This window comes from Methylorubrum rhodesianum (assembly GCF_014199985.1).
Taxonomy (GTDB): Bacteria; Pseudomonadota; Alphaproteobacteria; order Rhizobiales; family Beijerinckiaceae; genus Methylobacterium; species Methylobacterium rhodesianum.
The window spans coordinates 174,577-195,987 of the sequence record NZ_JACHOS010000009.1 but is presented as its reverse complement, the minus strand read 5'-3'; the positions used below and the strand labels follow the sequence as shown (position 1 = coordinate 195,987).

15 protein-coding genes are annotated in these 21,411 nt (G+C 69.8%); 5 read left to right on the top strand and 10 right to left on the bottom strand.

Annotated features, from left to right (window positions below; genetic code table 11):
* Positions 1-11 precede the first annotated feature (11 nt).
* Positions 12-1,073: a hypothetical protein gene (locus HNR01_RS14990; RefSeq protein WP_017486899.1), complete on the top strand. Its 1,062-nt coding sequence runs from the start codon at positions 12-14 to the stop codon at positions 1,071-1,073.
* Positions 1,074-1,254: 181 nt separating this feature from the next.
* On the opposite strand, the gene HNR01_RS14985 is transcribed toward HNR01_RS14990, so the two are convergent.
* The 4 genes from HNR01_RS14985 to ptsP all read right to left on the bottom strand — a co-directional run bounded on the left by HNR01_RS14985 (position 1,255) and on the right by ptsP (position 8,266).
* Complete coding sequence (locus HNR01_RS14985; protein WP_183668333.1) at positions 1,255-2,760, bottom strand: carbohydrate porin; 1,506 nt, start codon at positions 2,758-2,760, stop codon at positions 1,255-1,257.
* Between the two features lie 161 nt (positions 2,761-2,921).
* The gene (locus HNR01_RS14980) at positions 2,922-4,646 is read right to left on the bottom strand and encodes a fructose-specific PTS transporter subunit EIIC (RefSeq protein ID WP_183668331.1); all 1,725 of its coding nucleotides are present in this window, start codon (positions 4,644-4,646) and stop codon (positions 2,922-2,924) included.
* Between the two features lie 83 nt (positions 4,647-4,729).
* Positions 4,730-5,677, bottom strand: a complete 948-nt coding sequence (pfkB, locus tag HNR01_RS14975) for a 1-phosphofructokinase (RefSeq protein WP_183668329.1) — start codon at positions 5,675-5,677, stop codon at positions 4,730-4,732.
* A gap of 3 nt (positions 5,678-5,680) precedes the next feature.
* Positions 5,681-8,266, bottom strand: coding sequence for a phosphoenolpyruvate--protein phosphotransferase (gene ptsP, locus HNR01_RS14970; protein ID WP_183668327.1), 2,586 nt, complete (start codon positions 8,264-8,266; stop codon positions 5,681-5,683).
* 210 nt (positions 8,267-8,476) lie between these two features.
* Here ptsP and HNR01_RS14965 point away from each other — a divergent pair, with 210 nt between their 5' ends.
* Positions 8,477-9,460, top strand: a complete 984-nt coding sequence (locus tag HNR01_RS14965; protein ID WP_183668325.1) for a LacI family DNA-binding transcriptional regulator — start codon at positions 8,477-8,479, stop codon at positions 9,458-9,460.
* A 36-nt stretch (positions 9,461-9,496) separates the two neighbouring features.
* Here HNR01_RS14965 and HNR01_RS14960 read toward each other — a convergent pair whose 3' ends face one another.
* The 6 genes from HNR01_RS14960 to HNR01_RS14935 form a co-directional block, all read right to left on the bottom strand.
* Positions 9,497-9,853, bottom strand: coding sequence for a BrnA antitoxin family protein (locus tag HNR01_RS14960; protein WP_183668323.1), 357 nt, complete (start codon positions 9,851-9,853; stop codon positions 9,497-9,499).
* A complete protein-coding gene (locus HNR01_RS14955; protein ID WP_026105889.1) occupies positions 9,832-10,104 on the bottom strand; it encodes a BrnT family toxin in 273 nt (90 codons plus the stop codon). The genes HNR01_RS14960 and HNR01_RS14955 overlap by 22 nt, the downstream gene beginning before the upstream one ends.
* 87 nt (positions 10,105-10,191) lie before the next feature.
* Positions 10,192-13,362 carry an efflux RND transporter permease subunit gene (locus tag HNR01_RS14950; RefSeq protein WP_183668321.1) on the bottom strand — a complete coding sequence of 1,057 codons (3,171 nt, stop codon included), beginning with the start codon at positions 13,360-13,362 and terminating at the stop codon, positions 10,192-10,194.
* A 92-nt stretch (positions 13,363-13,454) separates the two neighbouring features.
* Entirely contained in the window at positions 13,455-14,720 is a 1,266-nt protein-coding gene (locus HNR01_RS14945; RefSeq protein WP_017486890.1) for an efflux RND transporter periplasmic adaptor subunit, read from the bottom strand.
* Positions 14,721-15,147: 427 nt separating this feature from the next.
* The gene (gene lepA / locus HNR01_RS14940; RefSeq protein ID WP_017486889.1) at positions 15,148-16,953 is read right to left on the bottom strand and encodes a translation elongation factor 4; all 1,806 of its coding nucleotides are present in this window, start codon (positions 16,951-16,953) and stop codon (positions 15,148-15,150) included.
* Between the two features lie 150 nt (positions 16,954-17,103).
* Positions 17,104-17,913, bottom strand: coding sequence for a HugZ family pyridoxamine 5'-phosphate oxidase (locus tag HNR01_RS14935; protein ID WP_017486888.1), 810 nt, complete (start codon positions 17,911-17,913; stop codon positions 17,104-17,106).
* 308 nt (positions 17,914-18,221) lie between these two features.
* Here HNR01_RS14935 and HNR01_RS14930 point away from each other — a divergent pair, with 308 nt between their 5' ends.
* The 3 genes from HNR01_RS14930 to HNR01_RS14920 are packed head-to-tail and all read left to right on the top strand — an operon-like array spanning position 18,222 to position 21,338.
* On the top strand, positions 18,222-18,935 hold the full coding sequence (locus HNR01_RS14930) for a response regulator transcription factor (protein WP_003606011.1): 714 nt from the start codon (positions 18,222-18,224) through the stop codon (positions 18,933-18,935).
* A 28-nt stretch (positions 18,936-18,963) separates the two neighbouring features.
* Positions 18,964-20,814: a sensor histidine kinase gene (locus HNR01_RS14925; protein ID WP_017486887.1), complete on the top strand. Its 1,851-nt coding sequence runs from the start codon at positions 18,964-18,966 to the stop codon at positions 20,812-20,814.
* Positions 20,811-21,338 (top strand): HPr kinase/phosphorylase, encoded by a 528-nt coding sequence (locus HNR01_RS14920; RefSeq protein ID WP_026105888.1) that lies wholly within the window; start codon positions 20,811-20,813, stop codon positions 21,336-21,338. The genes HNR01_RS14925 and HNR01_RS14920 overlap by 4 nt, the downstream gene beginning before the upstream one ends.
* Positions 21,339-21,411 lie beyond the last annotated feature (73 nt).

Here is a 21,411-nt window from a genome sequence, read left to right as displayed (position 1 = left end):
CGAGGTCCGCTTTGCCCAGGCGATTTCCGGCCGCCCTTGTCGTCGCGCTCGCGCTGGCCGTGCCGGCCCAGGGGCAGGAAGCGGCGAAAGATCTTCCCAAACCCGCCGCCCTGGTCTCCGACCGGGTCAAGGACGTGCCGGCCCTGACCCCGGGCGACGCCGCGAGCCTCAAGCCCGGAACGGTCCTGTTCAGCGATCATCGCGAGGCCGCGTCCACCAACCCGGAGAGCGGCCTGATCGCTTTCGAGGCGTGGCGGAAGAGCCGGCCGCAGGAGGCCGCGGCGCTGAGTCCCTGGCCGGGCTACACCGAGCCGACCTACACCCAGACGGTGAACGGCGTCGCCAAGCAGCGTCACGAGACCCTGAAGGTCTACGTCGCGGAGGGGCGCTTCGTCGTCGCCAGGCCGCCCTCCGCCATCGACCTTGCCGCCTTCGCCAACCTCGATTTCCTGGCCAAGATGGACCCGGTGATCCGCCATAAGCGGCTCGACCCGGCCGAGGCGACACCGACCAAGGATCCGGCCGCCGCCTTCGCGAAGCGCCCCGACCGGCCCTGGTGCGGGGCCGGCGGCGTCTGCATCGAGTCGCGCTACGATCTCGAAGGCAAGCTGCCGCTGGGCGTGAAGCTCGCCAACAAGCTCGAACTCGGCACCTCGAAGAAGGTCGCGGAGTTCGTCTCGTTCCAGAGCGAGTTGCGGGTGCTGCCGCCGGGCGAGGCCGCGGGCCTCGCGGCGCTGACGAAGATCGACACGCCCGTGGCCGGCGGGCTCGAACAGACCATCTTCTGGGTCAACCAGATCCTGCGCTTCGGCAAGTTCCTGGCGGTGATGCAGCCGGCCCCGGACGACCCGAACCGGACGGTGGTGACGACCTACATGGCGCTCGCCATCAAGGCGGACGTGCTGGAGCGCAAGCAGGAATATGCCCGCGTGCCGGTGCTCAAGAACCTGCTGCCGGTGCAGGTCTTGATGGGCAATTCCTCGTTCAACACCGGAACCTCGATCAGTGCCGGTGTGCCGACCTACGCCCGCAACCGCATCGTCGCCTTCGCCGACGCCCTGGCGAAACGGTAGCCCACGTTCGGGGTGTCATCCACCCCTCACAAAACTGTGTGCAATGTCACTGCTGTCGCCGATAGGTCACAGACATTCACTGGTATATTGGATAAAGTTCAACGACTCGTTCCTGAGACCGCGAGTCACCTCAGTCGGCGTGCCCTTCATGGGCGCGCCGCTTTTTGTTGGCGTGTAGCCCTCACGGACTGCTGGGGCCTCCGGCGAGGCCGGCCAGGGTGAACAGGTCCACCGAGAGCTTGGCGCCGATCACGAGGGCGTCGGGGATGTTCTTCGGGTAGTAGGGAAACCGGGTCTGATCCGGGTTGACGATGTATTGCAGATTCGGTGTGAGCCGGATCGCCGGCGTGACCTGCAGCCCATAGTTCAGCTCCATCATGATCTGCTGCCTCGGGATCCTGCGGAACAGGCCGAGGGAAGCCTGGGCCGCCTCGATGTTGCCGAGCGCCAGGGGGCTGAAGGTCTGGCTGTTGATGACGAAGCCCACCGTGTCGTAGGGCCGCCCGGCGAAGGTGCCGGTCTGCAGCGCGCCGATCTCTAGGAAGTAATCCTCGATCAGGCGGCCGCCCGCGCCGGCCATCGCGACGCCGAACAGGGTGAGGCCCTGGATGCCCTTCGGATCGGGGCGCCAGACCATCTGATCGAAACGGGCATAGACGCCCGAGCGGCCGAAGCGGGTGGCGGGGGACAGTCCCGTCAGCACTGCCCGGCCACCTGCCACGTCGCGCACCGGATCCGTGTAGTCGGAGCGGTCGATCCAGCCGCCGATGCCGTAGTTGCGCGGCAGTTCGTCGTTGGTGAAGGACGTCGCGTAGCCGAGCTCGAACGGCACGATCGCGCCGGTCGCACCCCTGATCGAGAAATCGAGGCCGTTGTCGCCGGGCTGCTGGTGCAACGGGTTCACCTCATAGGCGCCGACGTGGAGGAACACCCGGTCGGTCAGCCAAGCCTTGGCGTGACCGCCCCAGCTCGCCACCGGCCAGAAGGTGAAGTTCGAGGTCTTGAACACGAAGGTCGGGTTGCCGCAGGCGGAGTTCGTCTGGAAGTTGCAGTAGATCGGCGAGTTGAGGAAGTTGATGTTCGCCACCAGGCGTCCGACCTCGATGTCGAGCCGGTTGTCGAACAGCTTCTGCTGGTAGGAGAGCAGCGTCAGACGTGTGGTCTGGCCGCCCCCGAAAATCTCCTGCACGCTCGTGTTGTTGCCGATGACGTCATTGGCGAGACTGCGGCCGTGGCGGTTGGTGACCGCGACATGGAACGAGCTGCCTTCGATTCCGGCCAGCCGCCGCAGGTCGGCGTCGATGCCGAAGAAGAGCTGCCCGGCCCAGGCCGCGCCCCGGCGAATGCCGCCGACGGGATTGGTCGCCCCCTGTCCGGTGTAATTGAGCAGGAACGAGAGGCCGTTGCCGAGGTCGAATGTGCCCGGCGGCAGGGTGGGAGGCGTGGCGGTCTGGCCGAGCACGTCGGCGGCGGCGGCCGCGCTGCCGTCGTCGCCGAAGCTCCGCCGGGGCGGCGCGCGCCGGGCCACCCGCCGCAGGACCGGGCGGCGGATCGCGGCCGGCGCACCGAGCCGGGGTCCGGCGAGACCGGGGGGCGCGGACGCCTCCTGCGCTTCGGCCGGCCTCGTTCCCCCCGCGAGCGCGGTGCAGAAGCCGAGCGCCGCCCATGCCGCCTTTCCAGCCTTCATCCCGGTTCCCTGCTCCCGACGTCCTCGCGGTCCGGTTGCCCGAACGCGAGTGCTTAATTCACTAGAAGTTGTATTGTGGTGCGCGGGCCGGGACGCGGTCCGATTGGCGAGGGCCGATGTCGATCGGGCGGTGCCGGTTGCGCCGGCGCCGCCCTTGCCGGTCAGGCCGCGCGCTTCTTGAGGAGACCGACCAGCAGGCCCGTGACCAGGGTGCCGACGGCGAGCGCGATCAGCGCGCCCGTCACGTTGCCGACCGCGTTGGGGATCGGCAGCACGAACAGGCCGCCATGGGGCACCTTGAGGGTCACGCCCGAGGTCAGGGCGATGGCGCCCGCGACCGCCGAGCCGGCCACCATGGAGGGAATCACCCGCAGCGGATCGGCCGCGGCGAAGGGGATGGCCCCTTCCGTGATGAAGGCGGCGCCGAGCACGGCCGCCGCGCCGCCGGCCTCGCGCTCCGGCGCCGTAAAGCGGGTCGGGAACAGCCGGGTGGCCAGCGCGATGCCGAGCGGGGGCGTCATGCCGCCGAGCATGACCGCCGCCATGGGCGCATCGACGCCGGAGGAGAGCAGCGCGGCGGCGGAGGCGTAGGCCGCCTTGTTGATCGGTCCGCCCATATCGACCGCCATCATCCCGCCCAGCACGAGGCCGAGCACCAGGGCGCTCGCCCCCTGCATGCCCTTGAGCCACTCGGTGAGCGCGGCGAGCACGGCGGCCACCGGCATACCGACCACATAGATCATCAGCAGGCCGGTGATCGCGGTGGCGAGCAACGGCAGGATCAGGACGGGCTTGAGGCCCTCCAGGTTCCGGTGCAGGCGGATATGCTTGTTCAGGAAGCTCGTCGTGTAGCCGGCGATGAAACCCGCCGCGATGCCGCCGAGAAAGCCCGCCTGGAGGTTCGCCGCCAGCATCCCGCCGATCATGCCCGGCGCGATGCCCGGCCGGTCGGCGATGGAATAGGCGATGTAGCCGGCCAGCGCCGGCACGATCAGGGCGAAGGCCGCCTTGGCGCCGATCTCGCCCAACGCGTAGCCGAGCGTGCCGGCATTCTCCGGTTTCATCGCGTCGATGCCGCCGACGGCGAAGGCGAGCGCGATCAGCATGCCGCCCGCCACCACGAAGGGCAGCATGAACGAGACGCCGGTCATCAGGTGCTTGTAGGCGCCGGCCTTCGCCTCGGCCGCTGCCGGGCGGGCGGGGCCGTCGGCCGTCGCCTCGGTGCCGCCGGCCGGCTGCATCTGCGCTTCGGCGAGCGCGGTGGCGATCAGGCCCTTGCCGTCGCGGATCGCTGCCTTGGTGTTGGTGGCGTAGACCCGTTTGCCGGCAAAGCGCGCCCGGTCGACCCCCGTATCGGCGGCGATGAGCACGATGTCGGCCGCCGCGATCTCCGGCGCCGTCAGGGCGTCGCGGGCACCCACCGACCCCTGCGTCTCGACGCGGACCTCATGGCCGAGCGCCTGGGCCGCCGCCTGGATGCCTTCCGCCGCCATGAAGGTATGGGCGATGCCGGTGGGGCACGAGGTGATCGCCGCGATCTTCTTGGGGCCGGCCGCAGCACCCGCGGCGGGGGAGGGCGCCTCGGCCCCGGTGATCAGGCGATCGAACACGGCGTTGACGTCACTCAGCACGTCCTCGATCGCCGCGCGGGCCCGGTGCAGTGCCCCGAACCGTCCCTCGCCGAGGTCGCCCTCGCCGACGAGCAGCACCGCCCGCGCCTCGGCGATGGCCGCCTCGGGGATCGGGTTGGCGCTCGTGCCCCTGCCGCGGACTTCGAGGGTGATCGGCGTGTTGCGCCGTCCGGCCGCCTTGCGCAGGGCCTCGGCGGCGAGGACGGCGTGGGTGGGGAGGTCTCCGCCTCCCACCACGGCCAGAAGCTGTGCCATGGGTTTCCTCCTCGGATTTTGTTCGTCCTGTCCGCGGCCCGCATTCCTCACCCGCACAAGGGGGAGGGTCGTTCCGGTCGCGCCTAGGAGATCTCTTCGACGCAGATCTCGGCGGCGATCGCCTCCACCTCCGCCCGTCCCGGAAGGTTCGCCCCCGTGCGGCTGAGCTTGCCCGCGGCGAAGGCGAGCGCCCGGCGAGCGAGATCGGACAGGGACAGGTCGTCGTGCAGCCCGGCGACGAGGCCGGCGACCAGGGCGTCGCCGGCGCCGACCGTGCTCGCCACCCGCGTCGGCGGCGGCAGCGCCCGCAACGCGCCCTCGGACGCGACGAACAGCGCGCCCTCGGCGCCCAGCGAGACGCAGACCAGGGCGACGCCCGCGCGCTGGCATTCGCGGGCCGCGTCGAGCACGTCCGCGAAGGTGGGCAAAGGGCGCTTGGCCCACTCCTCCAATTCGTGCCGGTTCGGCTTGATCGCGTCGGGAAGGCCGTCGCGGCCCGCAGCGAGGGCGGCGGCGAGCGCCGGTCCGGAGGCGTCGAGCACGACGCGGGTGCCCCGCCGCTTCAGCTCGGCGGTGAGCCGGGCGTAGGCGTCGGGCCCCAGCGAGCGCGGCAGGCTGCCGGCGAGCACGGCGAGGCTGCCGGGGCCGGTGAGATCGACGAGCACCGCCCGCACCGCCTCGACGGTGGAGGGCCCGAATTCGAGCCCCGGCAGATTGATGTCGGTGGTGTCGCCGCTCGCGGCGTCGAGCAGCTTGAGATTCGTGCGCGTCTCGCCGGGGATCCGGACGAAGCGGTCGTCGATGCCCTTGGCGGCGAGAAGCTGCGCGAAGGGCGCGGCGTTGTCCTGGCCCAGCACGCCGGTGACAGAGACGGGCAGGCCCCAATCGGCAAGGCAGCAGGCGACGTTGACGCCCTTGCCGCCGGCATCCGCCCAGACGGAGCGGGCGCGGTGCACGCTGCCGGGGTTCAGCGCGTCGAGGGCGACGGTCTGGTCGATCGCCGGGTTGAGCGTGAGGGTGACGAGGCGCATCGCTCAGGCTCCCGCGGCGGCGGCATCGGCGGCGCTGTCGGCGGCCGGGTCGAGGGCGCGCACGGCCGCCGCGTCCTCCTGCGTGCAGGCGTCCATCGCGAGGGCCTTGAGTTCGGCCATGTCGCAGGCCCGCAGCCGCGCCTTCACGCCGGGCAGGTCGCGGGGCGTCATCGACAATTCGTGGACGCCCAGGCCCGCGAGCAGGGAGGCGCCGAACGGATCGCCCGCGATGCCGCCGCACACGCCCACGAACCGCCCGTGCCGGGCCGCCCCCTCGCAGGTCAGGCGGATCAGCCGCAGCACCGCCGGGTGGAGCGAGTCGGCCTCCGGCGCGAGGTCGGTGTTCTGGCGGTCGATGGCGAGCGTGTACTGGGTGAGGTCGTTGGTGCCGATCGAGAAGAAGTCGCAGTGCCGGGCGAGCACGTCGGCCTGGATCGCGGCGGCGGGCACCTCGATCATGATGCCGAGCGGCACCTCCGGCGCACCGATCTCGTCTCGGATTCCCTCGCAGATCTCACGGAGCCGCAGCACCTCGGGGACCGAGGTGATCATCGGCATCATGATCGAGAGCGGCGCGTCCTTGCCCCGCGGCGCGTCGGCCGGCACGTGGTCCTTGGCCGCCCGGTAGAGGGCGCGCAGCTGCGGCTCCATCAGGTCCGGCCGGCGCAGCAGCAGGCGGGCGCCGCGCACGCCGAGGAAGGGGTTTTCCTCTTTCGGCAGGTGGAGATGGGCGGCCTGCTTGTCGCCGCCGATGTCGAGGGTGCGCACGATGAGCGGGCGGCCCGCCAGGGCCGTCAGCATTCCCGAATAGGTCCCGTACTGATCGTCCTCCGACGGCGTGTCGCCGCGTTCCAGGAACAGGAACTCGGTGCGCATCAGGCCGACGCCCTCCGCGCCCTGATCCAGCGCCATCGGCACTTGCTCGGGATTGTTGACGTTGGCGCCGATGGCGATGCGGTGGCCGTCCCGGGTTTGCGCAGGCTTGGCCCGCTCCCGCGCTTCGGTCTCGGCCTGCTCGCGCTGGCGCGTCTGCCACGCTTTCGCCGAGGCGATGTCCGCCTCGCTCGGGCCGAGGTAGAGCCGTCCGGCGGTGCCGTCGAGGATCGCGACGGCGCGGTCGGCGAGGGCCAGCAGTCCGGGGCCGCCGGCGACCACGGCCGGGATGCCCAGCGTGCGCGCCAGGATCGCGGTGTGCGAAGTCGGTCCGCCCTGGGCCGTGGCCAGCCCGATGACACGGGCCGGGTCGAGGCCGGCGGTGTCGGAGGGGGCGAGGTCGGGGGCGAGCAGGATGCACGGCGCGTCCGGCAGGTCGTGGCCGCTCCTCAGCGCCGGATCGATCTGCGCCAGAACCCGGCGGCCGACATCGCGCAGGTCGGCGGCGCGGGCGGCGAGCACGGGGTTGCCGAGCGCCGACAGCTGGCCCGCCATGCGCTCCACCGCGGCGTTCCAGGCGAAGGCCACGCCGTGACCCTCGACCATGAGCTGGCAGGCCAACGTAATGAGGTCGGTATCCGTGATCAGTTCGGCCTGCGCGGAGAAGATGCCGGCATCGGCCTTGCCCAGGCGCCGCTCGGTGTCGTCGGCCAGCGCCCTGAGCTGGCCGCCCGTCGTCACGAGCGCCCGGTGCAGCCGGTCGGCGCCGGATGTGAGCGGCTCGGGCTCGTCGGGCACCGCGACCTCGGCCGCCGCCAGCACGTGGATCGGGCCGATGGCGAGGCCGGGACTGGCCGCGATGCCGGCCATCACCCGCGGCGCGTCGCTGGGGTTCCAGCCAGCCACCGGGGCGGCGGCCCTGGCCGCGGCCTCCGCCGCGCGCGCGGCCGCCGCCTTCTCGCCGGCGCTCAGGCCCGTGACCGCGGCGCAGATCCTGGCCAGCGCGCCGGCCTCGTCGTCGCCCTCGGCCGAGATCGTCACCTCGTCGCCGCAGCGCAGGCCCAGCTGCAGCAGCGCGATCAGGTTCTTGGCGTCGGCGACCTGATCGCCGTGGCGCACCCGGATGCGGGCGGGCAGCGCGCGGGCGGTCTCGACCCAGTGCGCGGCCGGGCGCGCATGCAGGCCGGTCGGGTAGTCGACGGTCCACTCGAAGCGCTGGCGCAGGTCTGTGGCGGGACCGGTCGCGGCCGGCGCGGCGGCGTCCTCGCTCAGGGCCGCGGCGATGTCCGCCGCATTCTCGGTCGTGCGGAGCTGTTCGAGCCGGGCCTCGTCCTGGATCAGGCGGGTGAGGCGGCGCAGAACGGTGATGTGCGTATCCGACTGTGCGGCGATGGCGACCACGAGATGGGCGGTCTGGCCGTCATGCCATTCGATCCCGCCGGGAACCTGCAACACCGCGAGCCCGCTCTCGCGCACGAGGTGCCGGTCGTCGACCATGCCGTGCGGAATCACGACGCCGTGGCCGAGGAAGGTGTTCGCCACGCCCTCCCGCCGCAGCATGCTCTCGCCGTAGGCCTCTTCGATGCAGCCGGCGGTGGTCAGCAGTCCGGCGGCCTCGCGGATCGCGGCCTCCTTGCTCGCCGGAGCGGCGCCGAGCCGGACCAGCAGCCGCGGGCCCGCGCGTTGGGGCGAAAGGGTCGGTGTCAGCGCGAGCATGGCGTGCTCTCCTCACCCCAGGGAACCCGGACGGCTTCGCCGGCTCCATCCACGGCCTTCGGTCCAGCGGCCTGACCTGTTGTTCTTTATGAAAACGTTTTCACAACCTGCGTCAAGTGTGGCTCTGCATCAAAGTGCAAGCATGCCGCTTGTCACCATTAGAACCAGGTGGCAGAACCGTTTCATGAGGCTGAAAACGTTTCCCTGCCCATGAGCGTTGGAATCCGCGACGTGGCCCGCGTGGCGGGCGTTTCGACGGCGACGGTCTCGCGGGCGCTCGGCCGCGGCCCGGTCAGCGACGCGGTGCGAGAGCAGGTCGAGGCGGCCGTTCGCGCCACCGGCTACCGGCCGAATCTCTCGGCCCGGCGCCTGCGATCGAAGGCGGCGCAGACCATCGGCCTGATCGTGGCCGACATCCGCAACCCGTTCTTCACGGCGGTGAGCCGGGCGGTGGAGGATGCGGCCTACGCCGCCGGCATGCGGGTGATCCTGTGCAACACCGACGAGGATCCGGCCCGTGAGGCGATGTATCTGCGGCTGATGGAGGAGGAGCGCGTCACCGGTGTGATCTTCGCGCCGACCAAGGTGACGGCCGACGGGCTCAGGGCCGACAGCCTCTCCTTCCCCACGGTGTTCATCGATCGCTCGGGGCTGCCCGGAGCCCATGACAGCGTGGTGCTCGATAACGCGGCTGCAGCCTCGGCGCTGGTGGATCACCTCGTGGCGCAGGGCTTCAAGCGCGTCGGCGGCCTGTTCGGCTCCACCAGTTCGACGGCGCGGGAGCGTCAGGCCGGCTACGCGGCGGCGATGCTCCGCTACGATCTCGCTCCGCTCGCCCGCTCCGTGGCGCCGAACGCGACCGCCGCGGAAACGGAAGCCGTGCGCTGGCTGTCACAGCCCGACCGGCCCGAGGCGCTGATCCTCTCGAACGGGCTGATGCTGATGGGGGCGGTGCGCGCGGCGCGGACCCTCGGGCTCGCCGTGCCGAGGGACCTCGCGCTCGCGGGCTTCGACAACGAGCCCTGGACCGATCTGGTCGAGCCCGGCCTCACCGTGATCGAGCAGCCGGTCGCCGAGATCGGCTCTCAGGCGATGCGCCTCCTGTTCGAACGCATCGAGCAGCCGAGCCAGCCGGTGCGCAAGGTGACGCTGAGCGGGCGGGCGGTGCTGCGGGGCTCGACGCGGCGGGGGTGAGGATCCTTTTCCGGTGGCGGAGGCTCCGGCGGCTCGCTACCCGGCTTTCGCCTTGCCACCAAGCCGAGCCTTCGGGCTCGATTTCTTGCCGGCCTCGCTCGACCGAGACTTCGGCGCCGCGCGCAGCTTCTGCGCACCTCGGCTCAGGCACTCGTTCATGCGGGTCTGCCAGCCGTCGCCCGTGGCCTTGTAGGTCTCGACCACATCGGCATCGATGCGAATCGTCACTGGCACCTTGGGCGCCTGCGCCTTCGGGCGCCCGCGGCGCACGGACGTGACCGCCTCAAACTGCTGGGGGTTCAACACCTCGCGAGCCGGGCGCATCTCGGCAAGCTGCGCACCGGTCAGTTCGGGCGCATTGTCATCGGGTGTCACGGATGCCTTGCGAGCCATAGGCTACGCTCCTGTTTTGTCGCCCTGCGCAGAGAGATGACGCGAAAGCCGTCCTCTGTCGGAGAAAAGACGAGAAAAACCACCTCGCGGCCGATCTTGCCGAGTGCCTGGAAGCGCGGTTCCGGGTAGGCGTCGCGGTCATCCTCACGCACGAGAGCCGTGTCGAAGTCGAACCGCTCCGCCATGGTGAACGGCATGCCGCGCTCTTGGCGGTTCCACTCACTCTTGGCGGGATCGAACGTGATCGGCACGATTTAGTGTACGTACATAAAGCGCCGGGGCAAGCGCTTCGGGACCCGTCCGAGGCAGTCCTGCGGAAACACGGTCCCGCGCTTCCCTCAATGTGCTCCGGCGTGGGAATGCGCCTGCGCGGCGGCGACCCGGTCCGAGGCCTCCGAATGCACGGCGGGCTTGCGGCGGGAGAAGGTCAGGATCAGCACCGGCAGCACCAGCAGGATCAGCAGGGGCGCCAGCGCCATGCCGCCCACCACCACCAGCGCCAGGGGCTTCTGCACCTGCGAGCCGACCCCGGTGGAGAAGGCCGCCGGCAGCAGGCCGACGCCGGCGACCACGCAGGTCATCACCACGGGGCGCATCTGCGTGTAGCAGGTGCGCAGCATCGCCGGGACGCGCTCGACGCCCGCGGCCAGCAGGCCGTTGTAGGAGGAGAGCACGATGATGCCGTCCATCACCGCGATGCCGAGCAGCGCGATGAAGCCGATCGCCGCCGAGACGCTGAACGAGGTGCCGGTGAGCGAGAGTGCGAGGATGCCGCCGGCCATCGCCATTGGAATCACGCTGAGCGCGAGCAGGGAATCGACCACCGACGAGAAATTCATGAACAGCAGGATCGCGATGATGCCGATCGCGACCGGGACGGTCACGGAGAGGCGGGCGATCGCGCCCTTCATGTTGTTGAACTCGCCCACCAGCTCCAGCCGGTAGCCCGGCGGCAGCTTCACCTCGTTGGCCACGCGCGCGCGCGCCTCCTCGATGGTGCTGCCGAGATCGCGCCCGCGCACGGAGAACTTCACCGGCAGGTAGCGCTCCTGGGCCTCGCGGTAGATGTAGGCCGGGCCGGAGACGAGCTCGACCCGCGCCACCGCGCTCAGGGGGAACTGCACGGGGGCGCCGTTGGCCGGGCTCTGGCCGGCGATGCGCAGGTTGGCGATCGCCTCGATGCTCTGGCGGAACTGCGGCTGCAGCCGCACCATGATCGGGTAGTGACGCTCGGAGCCGGGATCGTAGAGGTCGCCGGCCGAGTCGCCGCCGATGGCGGTACGCACCGTGGTGTTGATGTCGCCGGGCGTCAGGCCGTAGCGGGCGGCGCGCACCCGGTCCACGTCGATCTCGATCGTCGGCTGGCCGAGCGATTGGAACACCGCCAGATCCTCGACGCCGTGGATCGTCGAGAGAACCCGCTGCACCTGCTTGGCCGTGTCGGTCAGGGTCTGCAGGTCGGGCCCGAAGATCTTGAACGAGTTCTCGCCCTTGATGCCGGAGACCGCTTCCGCGACGTTGTCCTGAAGGTATTGCGACAGGTTGAAGTCGACGCCGGGGAAGGCCGCCTGGAGCTTGTGCAGCATCTCCTCGGTGAGGGCCTCCTTGTCCATGCCGGGGCGCCACTGGTCGAGCGGCTTCATCGGCGCGAAGAACTCGGCGTTGAAGAAGCCGGCCGCATCGGTGCCGTCGTCCGGGCGCCCGTGCTGCGAGACCACGCGCTCGACCTCCGGGATCTGAGCGATGATCTTGCGCATCTCGTTGACGTAGCCGTTGCTCTCGCGCAGCGAGATCGTCGCCGGCATGGTGGCGCGGACCCAGAGGTTGCCCTCCTCGAGCTTGGGCAGGAATTCGGAGCCGAGATTGCGGCCGGCCATGCCGACGCCGACGGCGATCAGCGCGACGCAGGCCACCGTCACGAGTCGGGCGCCGATCGCGGCGCGCACCGCAGGGCGGTAGATCCGGTCGAGGACACGGACCAGGATCGTCTCCTTCTCCTCGATATGAGCCGGCAGCAGGTACGCTGCGAGCGCGGGCGTGACCGTGAAGGTGGCGATCAATCCGCCGAGCAGCGCGTAGGCGTAGGTCGTCGCCATCGGCCCGAAGATGTGGCCCTCGACGCCGGTGAGGGTGAAGAGCGGCAGGAAGCCCGTGACGATGATCGCCGCCGCGAAGAAGATCGAGCGGCTGACGTCGCCCGCAGCGAGCGCGATGCGCCCCGATTTCGCGTCGAGCCCCGGCGGCGGATAGCCCGGAATGCCGTGGCCGGACAGGCGCCGGAAGATCGCCTCGACCATGATGACGGTGCCGTCGACGATGAGGCCGAAATCCAGCGCGCCGACCGAGAGGAGGTTGGCGGATTCGTCGCGCGCCACGAGGATGACGACGGCGAAGAACAGGGCGAAGGGAATCGTCGCCACGACGATGAGGGCCGAGCGCAGGTTGCCGAGGAACAGCCACTGGATCACGAGGATCAGGAGGATGCCGACCACCATGTTGTGCAGCACGGTGTGGGTCGTCACCGCGATCAGGTCGGCGCGGTCGTAGATGCGCTCGATCTTCACGCCGGGCGGCAGGATGCCGGCGGCCTCGATCTTGGCGACCTCCGCCTTCACCGCCTCGATCGACGGCGTGCTCTTCTCGCCGCGGCGCATCAGCACGATGCCCTGGACGATGTCGTCCTCGTCGTTCATGCCGGCGATGCCGAGCCGGGGCTGATGGCCGATGGTGACGGTGGCGATGTCCTTCACCAGCACCGGGGCACCGCCGACCTGGGTCAGCACCGTGCCGTTGATGTCGTCCACGTCGCGGATCAGGCCGACCGCGCGCACCACCGCCGACTGGCCGCCGATGGCGACGCGGTTGCCGCCGACGTTGAGGTTGCTGTCGTTGAGGGTCTTGACCACGTTCGACAGGGTCAGGCCGTAGGCCATCAGCCGGTCGAGATCGACCGACAGCTCGATGGTCTTGGTCTTGCCGCCCCAGCCGATGGCGTCGATCACGCCCGGCACCGCGCGGAAGCGCTTCTTGAGCACCCATTCCTGGAGCGTGCGCAGGTCGAGGACGCTGTAGCCGGGCGGCGCCGTGAGCTTGTAGCGGAAGATCTCGCCGATCGGGCTGATCGGCGAGATGGTGGGCTTGGCGCCCGCCGGCAGCGGATCGAGCTGCTGCAGGCGGTTCAGGACCTGCTGCTCGGCCTGGAGATAGTCGAACTCGAAGCCGAATTGCAGCTTCACGTCGGACAGGCCGTAGAGCGAGATCGTGCGAACCTGCCTGAGGTTGGGCATGCCGGAGGTGATGCGCTCGATCGGGATCGTGACGTAGCGCTCGATCTCCTCGGCCGAGAGGCCGTCGGTCTGGGTCACGACATCGACCATCGGCGGGGTCGGGTCGGGATAGGCCTCGATGTTGAGGTTCTGGAAGGCGGCGAGGCCCCCGACCACGAACAGCACGAAGGCGAGGATGACGAGGGGCCGTTGCCGGAGCGCGAGCGCGACGATGCCGTTCATGGGGTCGGTTCCAGCCTCGCGCCGCTACGGCGCGGCCGGGGACGGCCCCGGCTCGGAATGCTTCTTTTCGCGGGGAACGTTGGCCAGGCCCGTCAGCCGGGCTGATCGGTCATTCCGTCGATGAACAGGGCGCCCTTCGAGATCACCCGCTCGCCGACGGAGAGACCTTCCGTGATTTCGATGTTGTTGCCGTCGAGAAAGCCGGTCTTCACCGGGCGGCTCTCCACGGCATTGCCGGCGCCGAGCACCCAGACCCGCGCCTTGTCGCCCTCGAAGATCACCGCCTGCCGCGGCACGGCGCGAGAGACGGTCTCACGCTCGTTGATGATGTGGACGCTGGCATACATCTCGGGCTTCAGCAGCCCCTTGGGATTGTCGATCTCGGCCCGCACGACGATGCGCCGGGTGGCGGGATCGACCGAGGCGCCGATGTAGTTGATCCGGCTCTCGAAGATCTGGTTCGGGTAGGCGAGCACCCGGAAGCGGATGCGCTCGCCGAGATCGACCTTGGCCGCATCGGTCTCGCGCAGCTGCGCGACGATCCAGACCCGGCCGAGATCGCCGATGACGTAGGAAGGATCGGAGCCGCCGGTGTTGATGTACTGGCCCGGGCCGATCTTGCGCTGGATCACGGTGCCGGAGAGCGGGGCGTAGATCGTCGTCTCGGGGTTGATCGCGCCCTTGGTCTGGAGGGCCTTCATGTCGTCGTCGGCGAGCCCGAGGATGCGCAGGCGGTTACGCACCGCCTCCAGGCCGACCTCCGCCGTCTTGGCGTCGTTCTGCGCGGTGGCGAGGTCGTTCTGCGCCGTCTGCAATTCCTTCAGCGTGGTGACGCGGGAATCGTAGAGATCGTGCAGGCGCTTCTCGGTGTTGGTCGCGTAGGAGAGCTGCGAGCGCGACTTGTTGAGCACGTTCAGTGCCGCGAGGAAATCGTTCTGCGCCTGGACCATCTCGTTGGCCTGGAGCGAGAACAGCTTGTCGCCCTGCTTCACCTGTTCGCCGGAACGGGCGAAGATGGTGATGACCCGGCCGGCATAGGGCGAGAAGACCGGCGTCGCTCGATACTCGTCGACGCTGATCTTCCCCTCGGTGGCGATGTCCTCGTAGAACAGGCGCTGCTCGACCGGCACGGTGGTGACGGTGGCGAGCTGGCTGGCGGTGAGCACGAAGCGCACCGGTCCCGTCCCCGGCGCCGCGGCGCTCACCGCGGCCGGCGTCGGCACCGCGGCATCGACCTCCTTGGGCCGCCCGTACCACACGGCCGCGGCCGCTCCCGCCCCCAGCACGCAGGCAACGAGCAGCTGCGTCCGCAGCCGCATCGTTCGCGGCGTCAGGTTTTCCTCGTGCGCCCCGCCCATCGTCGTCCGATCCCGCTTCGACCCAGCGCCTCGATTTCACGACGGGCGCGCCGCGCGCCGGTTGATTCGGCGTGTCGCTTGCGCGCAACCGAAGCTCCCGAATTGCGCCGTTACCGTGGCGGCTTGACGGGGGTATGACGGGATCGTTTCTTACAAATGAATACAAATCGGCCCCTCGAAACGAGGCGACCGAAATTTCGTCGCATATGGTTCGTGACGGCTTTCCCGGCGGCGTATCAGGGAACCGCACCGGGGGCCGCCACGGCCCTTTCCCCCGGGCTTTCCGTCGCTCCCTCGCCATCAACGCGGGCGCCGCTAAAGCGATCCGGCGCGCGGCCTTTCCCGATCGAGCATCACCCCGAATTGCGCGTATCCGGCGCTGCGATGACAGTCGGGCAGGCCCGTCTTCGCGGCCGGGTCGACGCCGTCAGTCGTCCATCTTCAGGGCGGCGATGAACGCTTCCTGCGGGATCTCGACGCGGCCGAACTGGCGCATACGCTTCTTGCCCTCCTTCTGCTTGTCGAGGAGCTTGCGCTTGCGCGAGATGTCGCCGCCGTAGCACTTGGCGGTCACGTCCTTCGACAGCGCCCGGATGGTCTCGCGGGCGATGATCTTGCCGCCGATCGCCGCCTGGACCGGGATCTGGAACAGGTGGCGCGGGATCAGGTCCTTCAGCTTCTCGCACATCGCCCGGCCGCGCGACTCGGCGCGGGTGCGGTGGACCAGCATGGACAGCGCATCGACCGGCTCGGCGTTGACGAGGATCGACATCTTCACGAGGTCGCCCTCGCGGTAGTCCGAGACGTGGTAGTCGAAGCTGGCGTAGCCCTTCGAGATCGACTTCAGGCGGTCGTAGAAATCGAACACGACTTCGTTGAGCGGAAGGTCGTAGACGACCATGGCCCGCTTGCCGACGTAGTTGAGGTCGATCTGGATGCCGCGCCGGTCCTGGCACAGCTTCAGCACGCCGCCGAGATACTCGTCGGGCGTCAGGATCGTGGCGCGGATCCACGGCTCCTCGACCGTCTCGATCTTCATCGGGTCGGGCATGTCGGCCGGGTTGTGCAGCTCCTTGAGCTCGCCGTCGCGCATCATCAGGCGGTAGACGACCGACGGCGCGGTCGAGATCAGGTCGAGGTTGAACTCGCGCTCCAGGCGCTCCTGGATGATCTCAAGGTGCAAGAGCCCGAGGAAGCCGCAGCGGAAGCCGAAGCCGAGCGCGGCCGAGGTCTCCATCTCGTAGGAGAAGCTCGCATCGTTGAGGCGCAGCTTGCCCATGGCACCGCGCAAATTCTCGAAGTCGGCGGCATCCACGGGGAAGAGGCCGCAGAACACCACCGCCTGGACTTCCTTGAAGCCCGGCAGCATCTGCGTCGTCTGGCGCTTGTCCTCCGTGATGGTGTCGCCGACGCGGGTGTCGGCGACCTCCTTGATCGAGCCGGTGAAGAAGCCGACTTCACCCGGCCCGAGTTCGCCGATATCGGCCATCTTCGGGCGGAACACGCCGATGCGGTCGACGCCGTAGGCGGCATCCGCCCCCATCATGCGGATGGTCATGCCCTTCTTCAGCACGCCGTCGACGATGCGCACCAGCACGACGACGCCGAGATAGACGTCGTACCAGGAGTCGACGAGGAGCGCCTTGAGCGGCGCGTCGCGGTCGCCCTTGGGCGGCGGCAGGCGCTTGACGATGGCCTCCAGCACCGCCTCGATGTTGAGCCCGGTCTTGGCCGAGATCGGCACCGCCTCGGAGGCGTCGAGGCCGATCACCTCCTCGATCTGCTCCTTCACCCGGTCGGGCTCGGCCGCCGGAAGATCGACCTTGTTGAGGACGGGCACGATCTCGTGGTTGGCGTCGAGCGCCTGGTAGACGTTGGCGAGTGTCTGCGCCTCGACGCCCTGGGAGGCATCGACGACGAGGAGGGAGCCCTCGCAGGCCGCGAGGCTCCGAGACACCTCGTAGGCGAAGTCCACGTGACCGGGCGTGTCCATCAGGTTGAGGACGTAGTCCTGGCCGTCCTCCGCCTTGTATTCGAGGCGGACGGTGTTGGCCTTGATGGTGATGCCGCGCTCGCGCTCGATGTCCATCGAGTCGAGCATCTGCTCGCTCATGTCGCGAAGCGCCACGGTGCCGGTCTGCTGGATCAGCCGGTCGGCGAGCGTCGACTTGCCGTGGTCGATATGCGCAACGATGGAGAAGTTGCGGATGTTGTCGATGGTGCGGGTGGTCATCAGGGTCTCCGGCACGGCGAACCCGTTGCGGGCTGGCGCGGCGCACGGCAGGTCTGTCGGGATTGGCCGGGCCGGGAATAGCAGCGGCGGGCACGCGCGCCAAGGCGGGGCGAGGCCGCGGGGTGGATCCTTCCCGCCAAGACGGCTGCCTCAAGTCTCCGGATGGGGGGGCGGAGCCTCCGCGCCGGCGGCCCGCGCTGCGGCGGCCATCGCCACCAGGGTCTTTCGCAACGCGCCCATGTCGCGCACCGGCTCGGGGTAGGGCACCCGCGCCGTGCGCTCGCCGGCCATCAGGTCGAGCCCCTCCGGATCGAGCCCGGTGAGGCGCCAGCCGGTACCGGGCTCGCCGGCACCCGCGGCGTAGAGGGCGAGCGCGTCGGCGTGATCCGCGTTCATGTGCTCGACGGCGCCGCGCTCGCCCGCAACGATCGCCTCGGCGCCGGCCATGTCGAGGAGCAGCTCCTGCGGCGTCAGGGTCGCCGCCTTGGCAAAACCTCCGTTGAGGTGGCCAGCCGCGGGGGTGAGGGCGAAGAAGCCGAAATCGGGAAAGTCGGCGTAGAGCTTGGCCTTCGGGTGGCGCGCCAGGAAGCGTTCGCGGACCCGCTTCTCGTCCGTGCGCGTGGCGCGCCCCGTCACGGTCAGGCGCGGATGGGCCAGCGGGTCGCCCTTGCCGCCCACCGAGAACAGCAGCGAGGCGCGCGGGTCCTTGTCGAGATTGCGCGTATGCGCCGAGAGCCGCGACATCAGCATCAGGGGCGTGCCGTCGACGTCCGTGGCGATGGTGACGAGGGAGGCGAAGGGCGTGCCGTCGGTCGCGTCGATCGTGGCGAGCGCCCCCGACCGCACGCTGCGCAGCAGGTACCGGGCGAGCCCGATCGCGTCGAAGGGCGCCTCGGATGCGGGCAGAGGTTCGGCCGGTCCGCGCCGTTCCTGCACGGGCGGCGTCGCGTCGTTGGCCATGGAAACTGTTCTCCCGAAATTTCGGGAACGAGCATAGCGCGGTGCAGGGTGCGCGCAGAAGAGCCGGCGGAGAGGCCGGGCGCGGCGCGTTGTCCGCCCTGTTTTTTTATCTTGGGGCCCTTCCGCCGAGCCGGCCGATAAGGCCAAGCTTAGACTGCCGCTCGCTTTTTTCGAACGATGGTCGTAAAGGACGAGACCCTCCGCACGGCCGGCGGTCCCCGATTTGCGGGGGCGGCGCCTGGCCGTCGCGGGCCCGCATTAAGGACGCGCCAGGGGCGGCGCGCGCGCCGTCAAGTCAGGGAAACTGCATGCCCACGATCGCCCTCGTCGACGACGACCGCAACATCCTGACCTCCGTCTCGATCGCGCTGGAGACCGAGGGCTACCGCATCCAGACCTACACCGACGGCGCCTCGGCGTTGGACGGTCTGCGTCACTCCCCGCCCGATCTCGCCATCTTCGACATCAAGATGCCGCGCATGGACGGAATGGAGCTTCTCAGGCGCCTGCGGCAGAAATCGGACCTTCCCGTGATCTTCCTCACCTCAAAGGACGAGGAGATCGACGAGCTGTTCGGCCTCAAGATGGGCGCGGACGACTTCATCCATAAGCCGTTCTCGCAGCGCCTGCTGGTGGAGCGAGTCAAGGCGGTGCTGCGCCGCTTCGCTCCGAAAGACGCCACCCCCGGCGCCGCCGCCCGCGAGGCGGACGCCGCCGCCCGTTCGCTCGAGCGCGGCCAGCTGATGATGGATCCCGAGCGCCATACCTGCACCTGGAAGGGCGAGCCGGTGACGCTCACCGTCACCGAGTTCCTGATCCTCCAGGCGCTGGCCCAGCGCCCCGGCGTCGTGAAGAGCCGCAACGCCCTGATGGACGCGGCCTACGACGATCAGGTCTATGTCGACGACCGCACCATCGACAGCCACATCAAGCGGCTGCGCAAGAAGTTCAAGGTGACGGACCAGAGCTTCGACATGATCGAGACGCTCTACGGCGTCGGCTACCGGTTCAAGGAGGGTTGAGACGATTTCCGGGAGATCCCGTCCGTCGATGCTCGCCCCCCTGTCCCGCCAGCCCGATTCCGATGAGGCCCAGGCACGCCCCGGCCTCCTCGCGCGTCTCGTCGGCTCCCTCACCCGCCCGCCGCTGACCTGGCCGCGCGACCTCTGGAACGCGGTCGGCCAGCGCGCCTCGTCGAGCCTGACGCGCCGCATCGTGGTGCTCAACCTCGTCGGGCTGATCGTTCTCCTGTTCGGCTTCCTCTACCTGAACCAGTTCCGCCAGGGGCTGATCCAGGCCCGGGTGCAGAGCCTGCTGATCCAGGGCGACATCATCGCCGGCGCCATCGCCGCCCAGGCTTCCGTCGACACCGACACGATCCGGGTCGATCCCGACAAGCTGCTGCAGCAGCAGGCCGGCGAGGGCCGCGACTTCGAGGATGACCCCGCCTCGCTCGCCTTCTCGCTCAACCCCGAGAAGGTCGCGCCCCTGCTGCGCCGCCTCGTGACCCCCACCGGCAACCGCGCCCGGGTCTACGACCGCGAGGGCAGCCTGCTGTTCGACACCCGCTCGCTCTACGCCCGCGGCGACATCGCCCGCAGCGACACGGCGGTGAAGCCCCCGAAGCCCAACGTGCTGGAGCGGATCTGGGACTTCATCGGCAACCGCATCCTCGGCCTCGTCGTCAGCGAGCGCTCGGCCCAGGAGGAGGCGGGGCCGCAGGACGGGCGCGCCTTCCGTGAGGTCCAGGCGGCGCTCAAGGGCTCGCGCGGCACCATCTCCCGGCGCAACGAGCGCGGCGAGACCATCGTCTCGGTGGCGGTGCCGATCCAGCGGGCCGGCTCGGTGCGCGGCGTGCTGATGGTCTCGACGCAGGGGGGCGACATCGACCGGGTGATCGCCTCCGAGCGCTTTGGCCTGCTCCAGGTCTTCCTCGTCGCGGCCGCGGTGATGCTGGTTCTGTCGATCCTGCTCGCGGGCGCCATCGCCGGGCCGGTGCGCCGGCTCGCCGACGCCGCCGAGCGGGTGCGCCGGGGCATCAAGTCACGCCAGGAGATTCCCGACTTCACGGGCCGCACCGACGAGATCGGCCACCTGTCGGGCGCGCTGCGCGACATGACCCAGGCGCTCTACCGCCGGCTCGACGCCATCGAGAGCTTCGCCGCCGATGTCAGCCACGAGTTGAAGAACCCGCTGACCTCCCTGCGCAGCGCGGTCGAGACCCTGCCGCTGGCCAAGACCGACGAGTCGCGCAGCCGGCTGATGCAGATCATCCAGCACGATGTGAAGCGCCTCGACCGTCTGATCTCGGACATCTCCGACGCCTCCCGCCTCGATGCGGAACTCGCCCGCGCCGAGGCGCGCCGGGTCGACCTCGGCAAGCTCCTCACCACCGTGACCTCGGTCGCCAACGAGCGGCGGCGCGCCAACGCGGCGGTGATCCAGTTCGACATCGAGCGGCCCGGCGCCGAGATTGAGGATCCGTTCCGCATCATCGGCCACGACAGCCGTCTCGGGCAGGTCGTCAACAACCTGCTCGACAACGCCCGCTCCTTCTCGCCGCCGGGCGCCAAGGTGCGGGTGGCGCTGCGCCGCCTCAAGAACGAGGTCGAGTTCGTGGTCGAGGACGAGGGGCCGGGCATTCCCGAACATGCCCTGGAGCGGATCTTCGAGCGCTTTTACACCGACCGGCCGGAACAGGGCTTCGGCCAGAATTCGGGTCTCGGCCTGTCGATTTCGCGGCAGATCATCCAGGCCCATCACGGCACGATCCGCGCCGAGAACCGCCCCGGCCCGGCCGACGAGGAGGGGCATCCGACGGTGCGCGGCGCCCGCTTCATCGTGCGCCTGCCCGTGGCCCCCCGGGCCGACCGCTACGGCGAGGACGACCTCGCCGCATGAGCGGGGAGGGTAGCGGAAAGGGCGCGTCCGGGGGAGAGCCGAGAGGGGAGACGGTCCACGCGAGCTGCGTGCTCCTCGACGAGGCCGGGGTGCTGATCCGCGGGCCGTCCGGATCGGGCAAGTCCGCCCTCTGCCTCGCGCTTCTCGACCGCTTCTTCCTCGAAGGCCGCCATGCCCGCCTCGTCGGCGACGACCGGATCCGGCTGGAGCCGCATCACGGCCGCCTCGTCGCCCGGCCACACCCGGCGCTCGCCGGCCTGATCGAGATCCGCGGCCTGGGGCCTCGCCGCCTCGCGCGCCACGCGCCGGCCGCGGTGCTCCGCCTCGTGGTCGATCTCGTGGCGGAGGCCGAGCGCCTGCCCGAGACGGCGGAGACGGCGCTGGTCCTCGGCGTCGCACTCCCGCGCCTCGTCCTTGATCCGCGCCATCCCCGCGAATACCTGATTCGCGAGGCGCTTCGAGCCGGCGTGGCAATGCGGACGCACCCGGCGGCTCTCGTGCCCGGCGGCGTCCGCGATGTGTAGCGCGGCTGCCACCTCCATGTCATGGTAGCGACGTTGCGTTCGTCAAAAGCGACGCGACCCGCTTGCGCTTCAC

Excerpts from the sequence above, each read along its gene's own strand:
- HNR01_RS14950 (WP_183668321.1), bottom strand. The coding sequence starts at position 13,362 with ATGAACGGCATCGTCGCGCTCGCGCTCCGGCAACGGCCCCTCGTCATC.
- HNR01_RS14985 (WP_183668333.1), bottom strand. The coding sequence starts at position 2,760 with ATGAAGGCTGGAAAGGCGGCATGGGCGGCGCTCGGCTTCTGCACCGCG.
- HNR01_RS14935 (WP_017486888.1), bottom strand. The coding sequence starts at position 17,913 with ATGGCCAACGACGCGACGCCGCCCGTGCAGGAACGGCGCGGACCGGCC.
- HNR01_RS14960 (WP_183668323.1), bottom strand. The coding sequence starts at position 9,853 with ATGGCTCGCAAGGCATCCGTGACACCCGATGACAATGCGCCCGAACTG.
- pfkB (WP_183668329.1), bottom strand. The coding sequence starts at position 5,677 with ATGCGCCTCGTCACCCTCACGCTCAACCCGGCGATCGACCAGACCGTC.
- HNR01_RS14920 (WP_026105888.1), top strand. The coding sequence starts at position 20,811 with ATGAGCGGGGAGGGTAGCGGAAAGGGCGCGTCCGGGGGAGAGCCGAGA.
- lepA (WP_017486889.1), bottom strand. The coding sequence starts at position 16,953 with ATGACCACCCGCACCATCGACAACATCCGCAACTTCTCCATCGTTGCG.
- HNR01_RS14925 (WP_017486887.1), top strand. The coding sequence starts at position 18,964 with ATGCTCGCCCCCCTGTCCCGCCAGCCCGATTCCGATGAGGCCCAGGCA.
- HNR01_RS14965 (WP_183668325.1), top strand. The coding sequence starts at position 8,477 with ATGAGCGTTGGAATCCGCGACGTGGCCCGCGTGGCGGGCGTTTCGACG.
- HNR01_RS14930 (WP_003606011.1), top strand. The coding sequence starts at position 18,222 with ATGCCCACGATCGCCCTCGTCGACGACGACCGCAACATCCTGACCTCC.
- HNR01_RS14980 (WP_183668331.1), bottom strand. The coding sequence starts at position 4,646 with ATGGCACAGCTTCTGGCCGTGGTGGGAGGCGGAGACCTCCCCACCCAC.
- HNR01_RS14945 (WP_017486890.1), bottom strand. The coding sequence starts at position 14,720 with ATGGGCGGGGCGCACGAGGAAAACCTGACGCCGCGAACGATGCGGCTG.
- ptsP (WP_183668327.1), bottom strand. The coding sequence starts at position 8,266 with ATGCTCGCGCTGACACCGACCCTTTCGCCCCAACGCGCGGGCCCGCGG.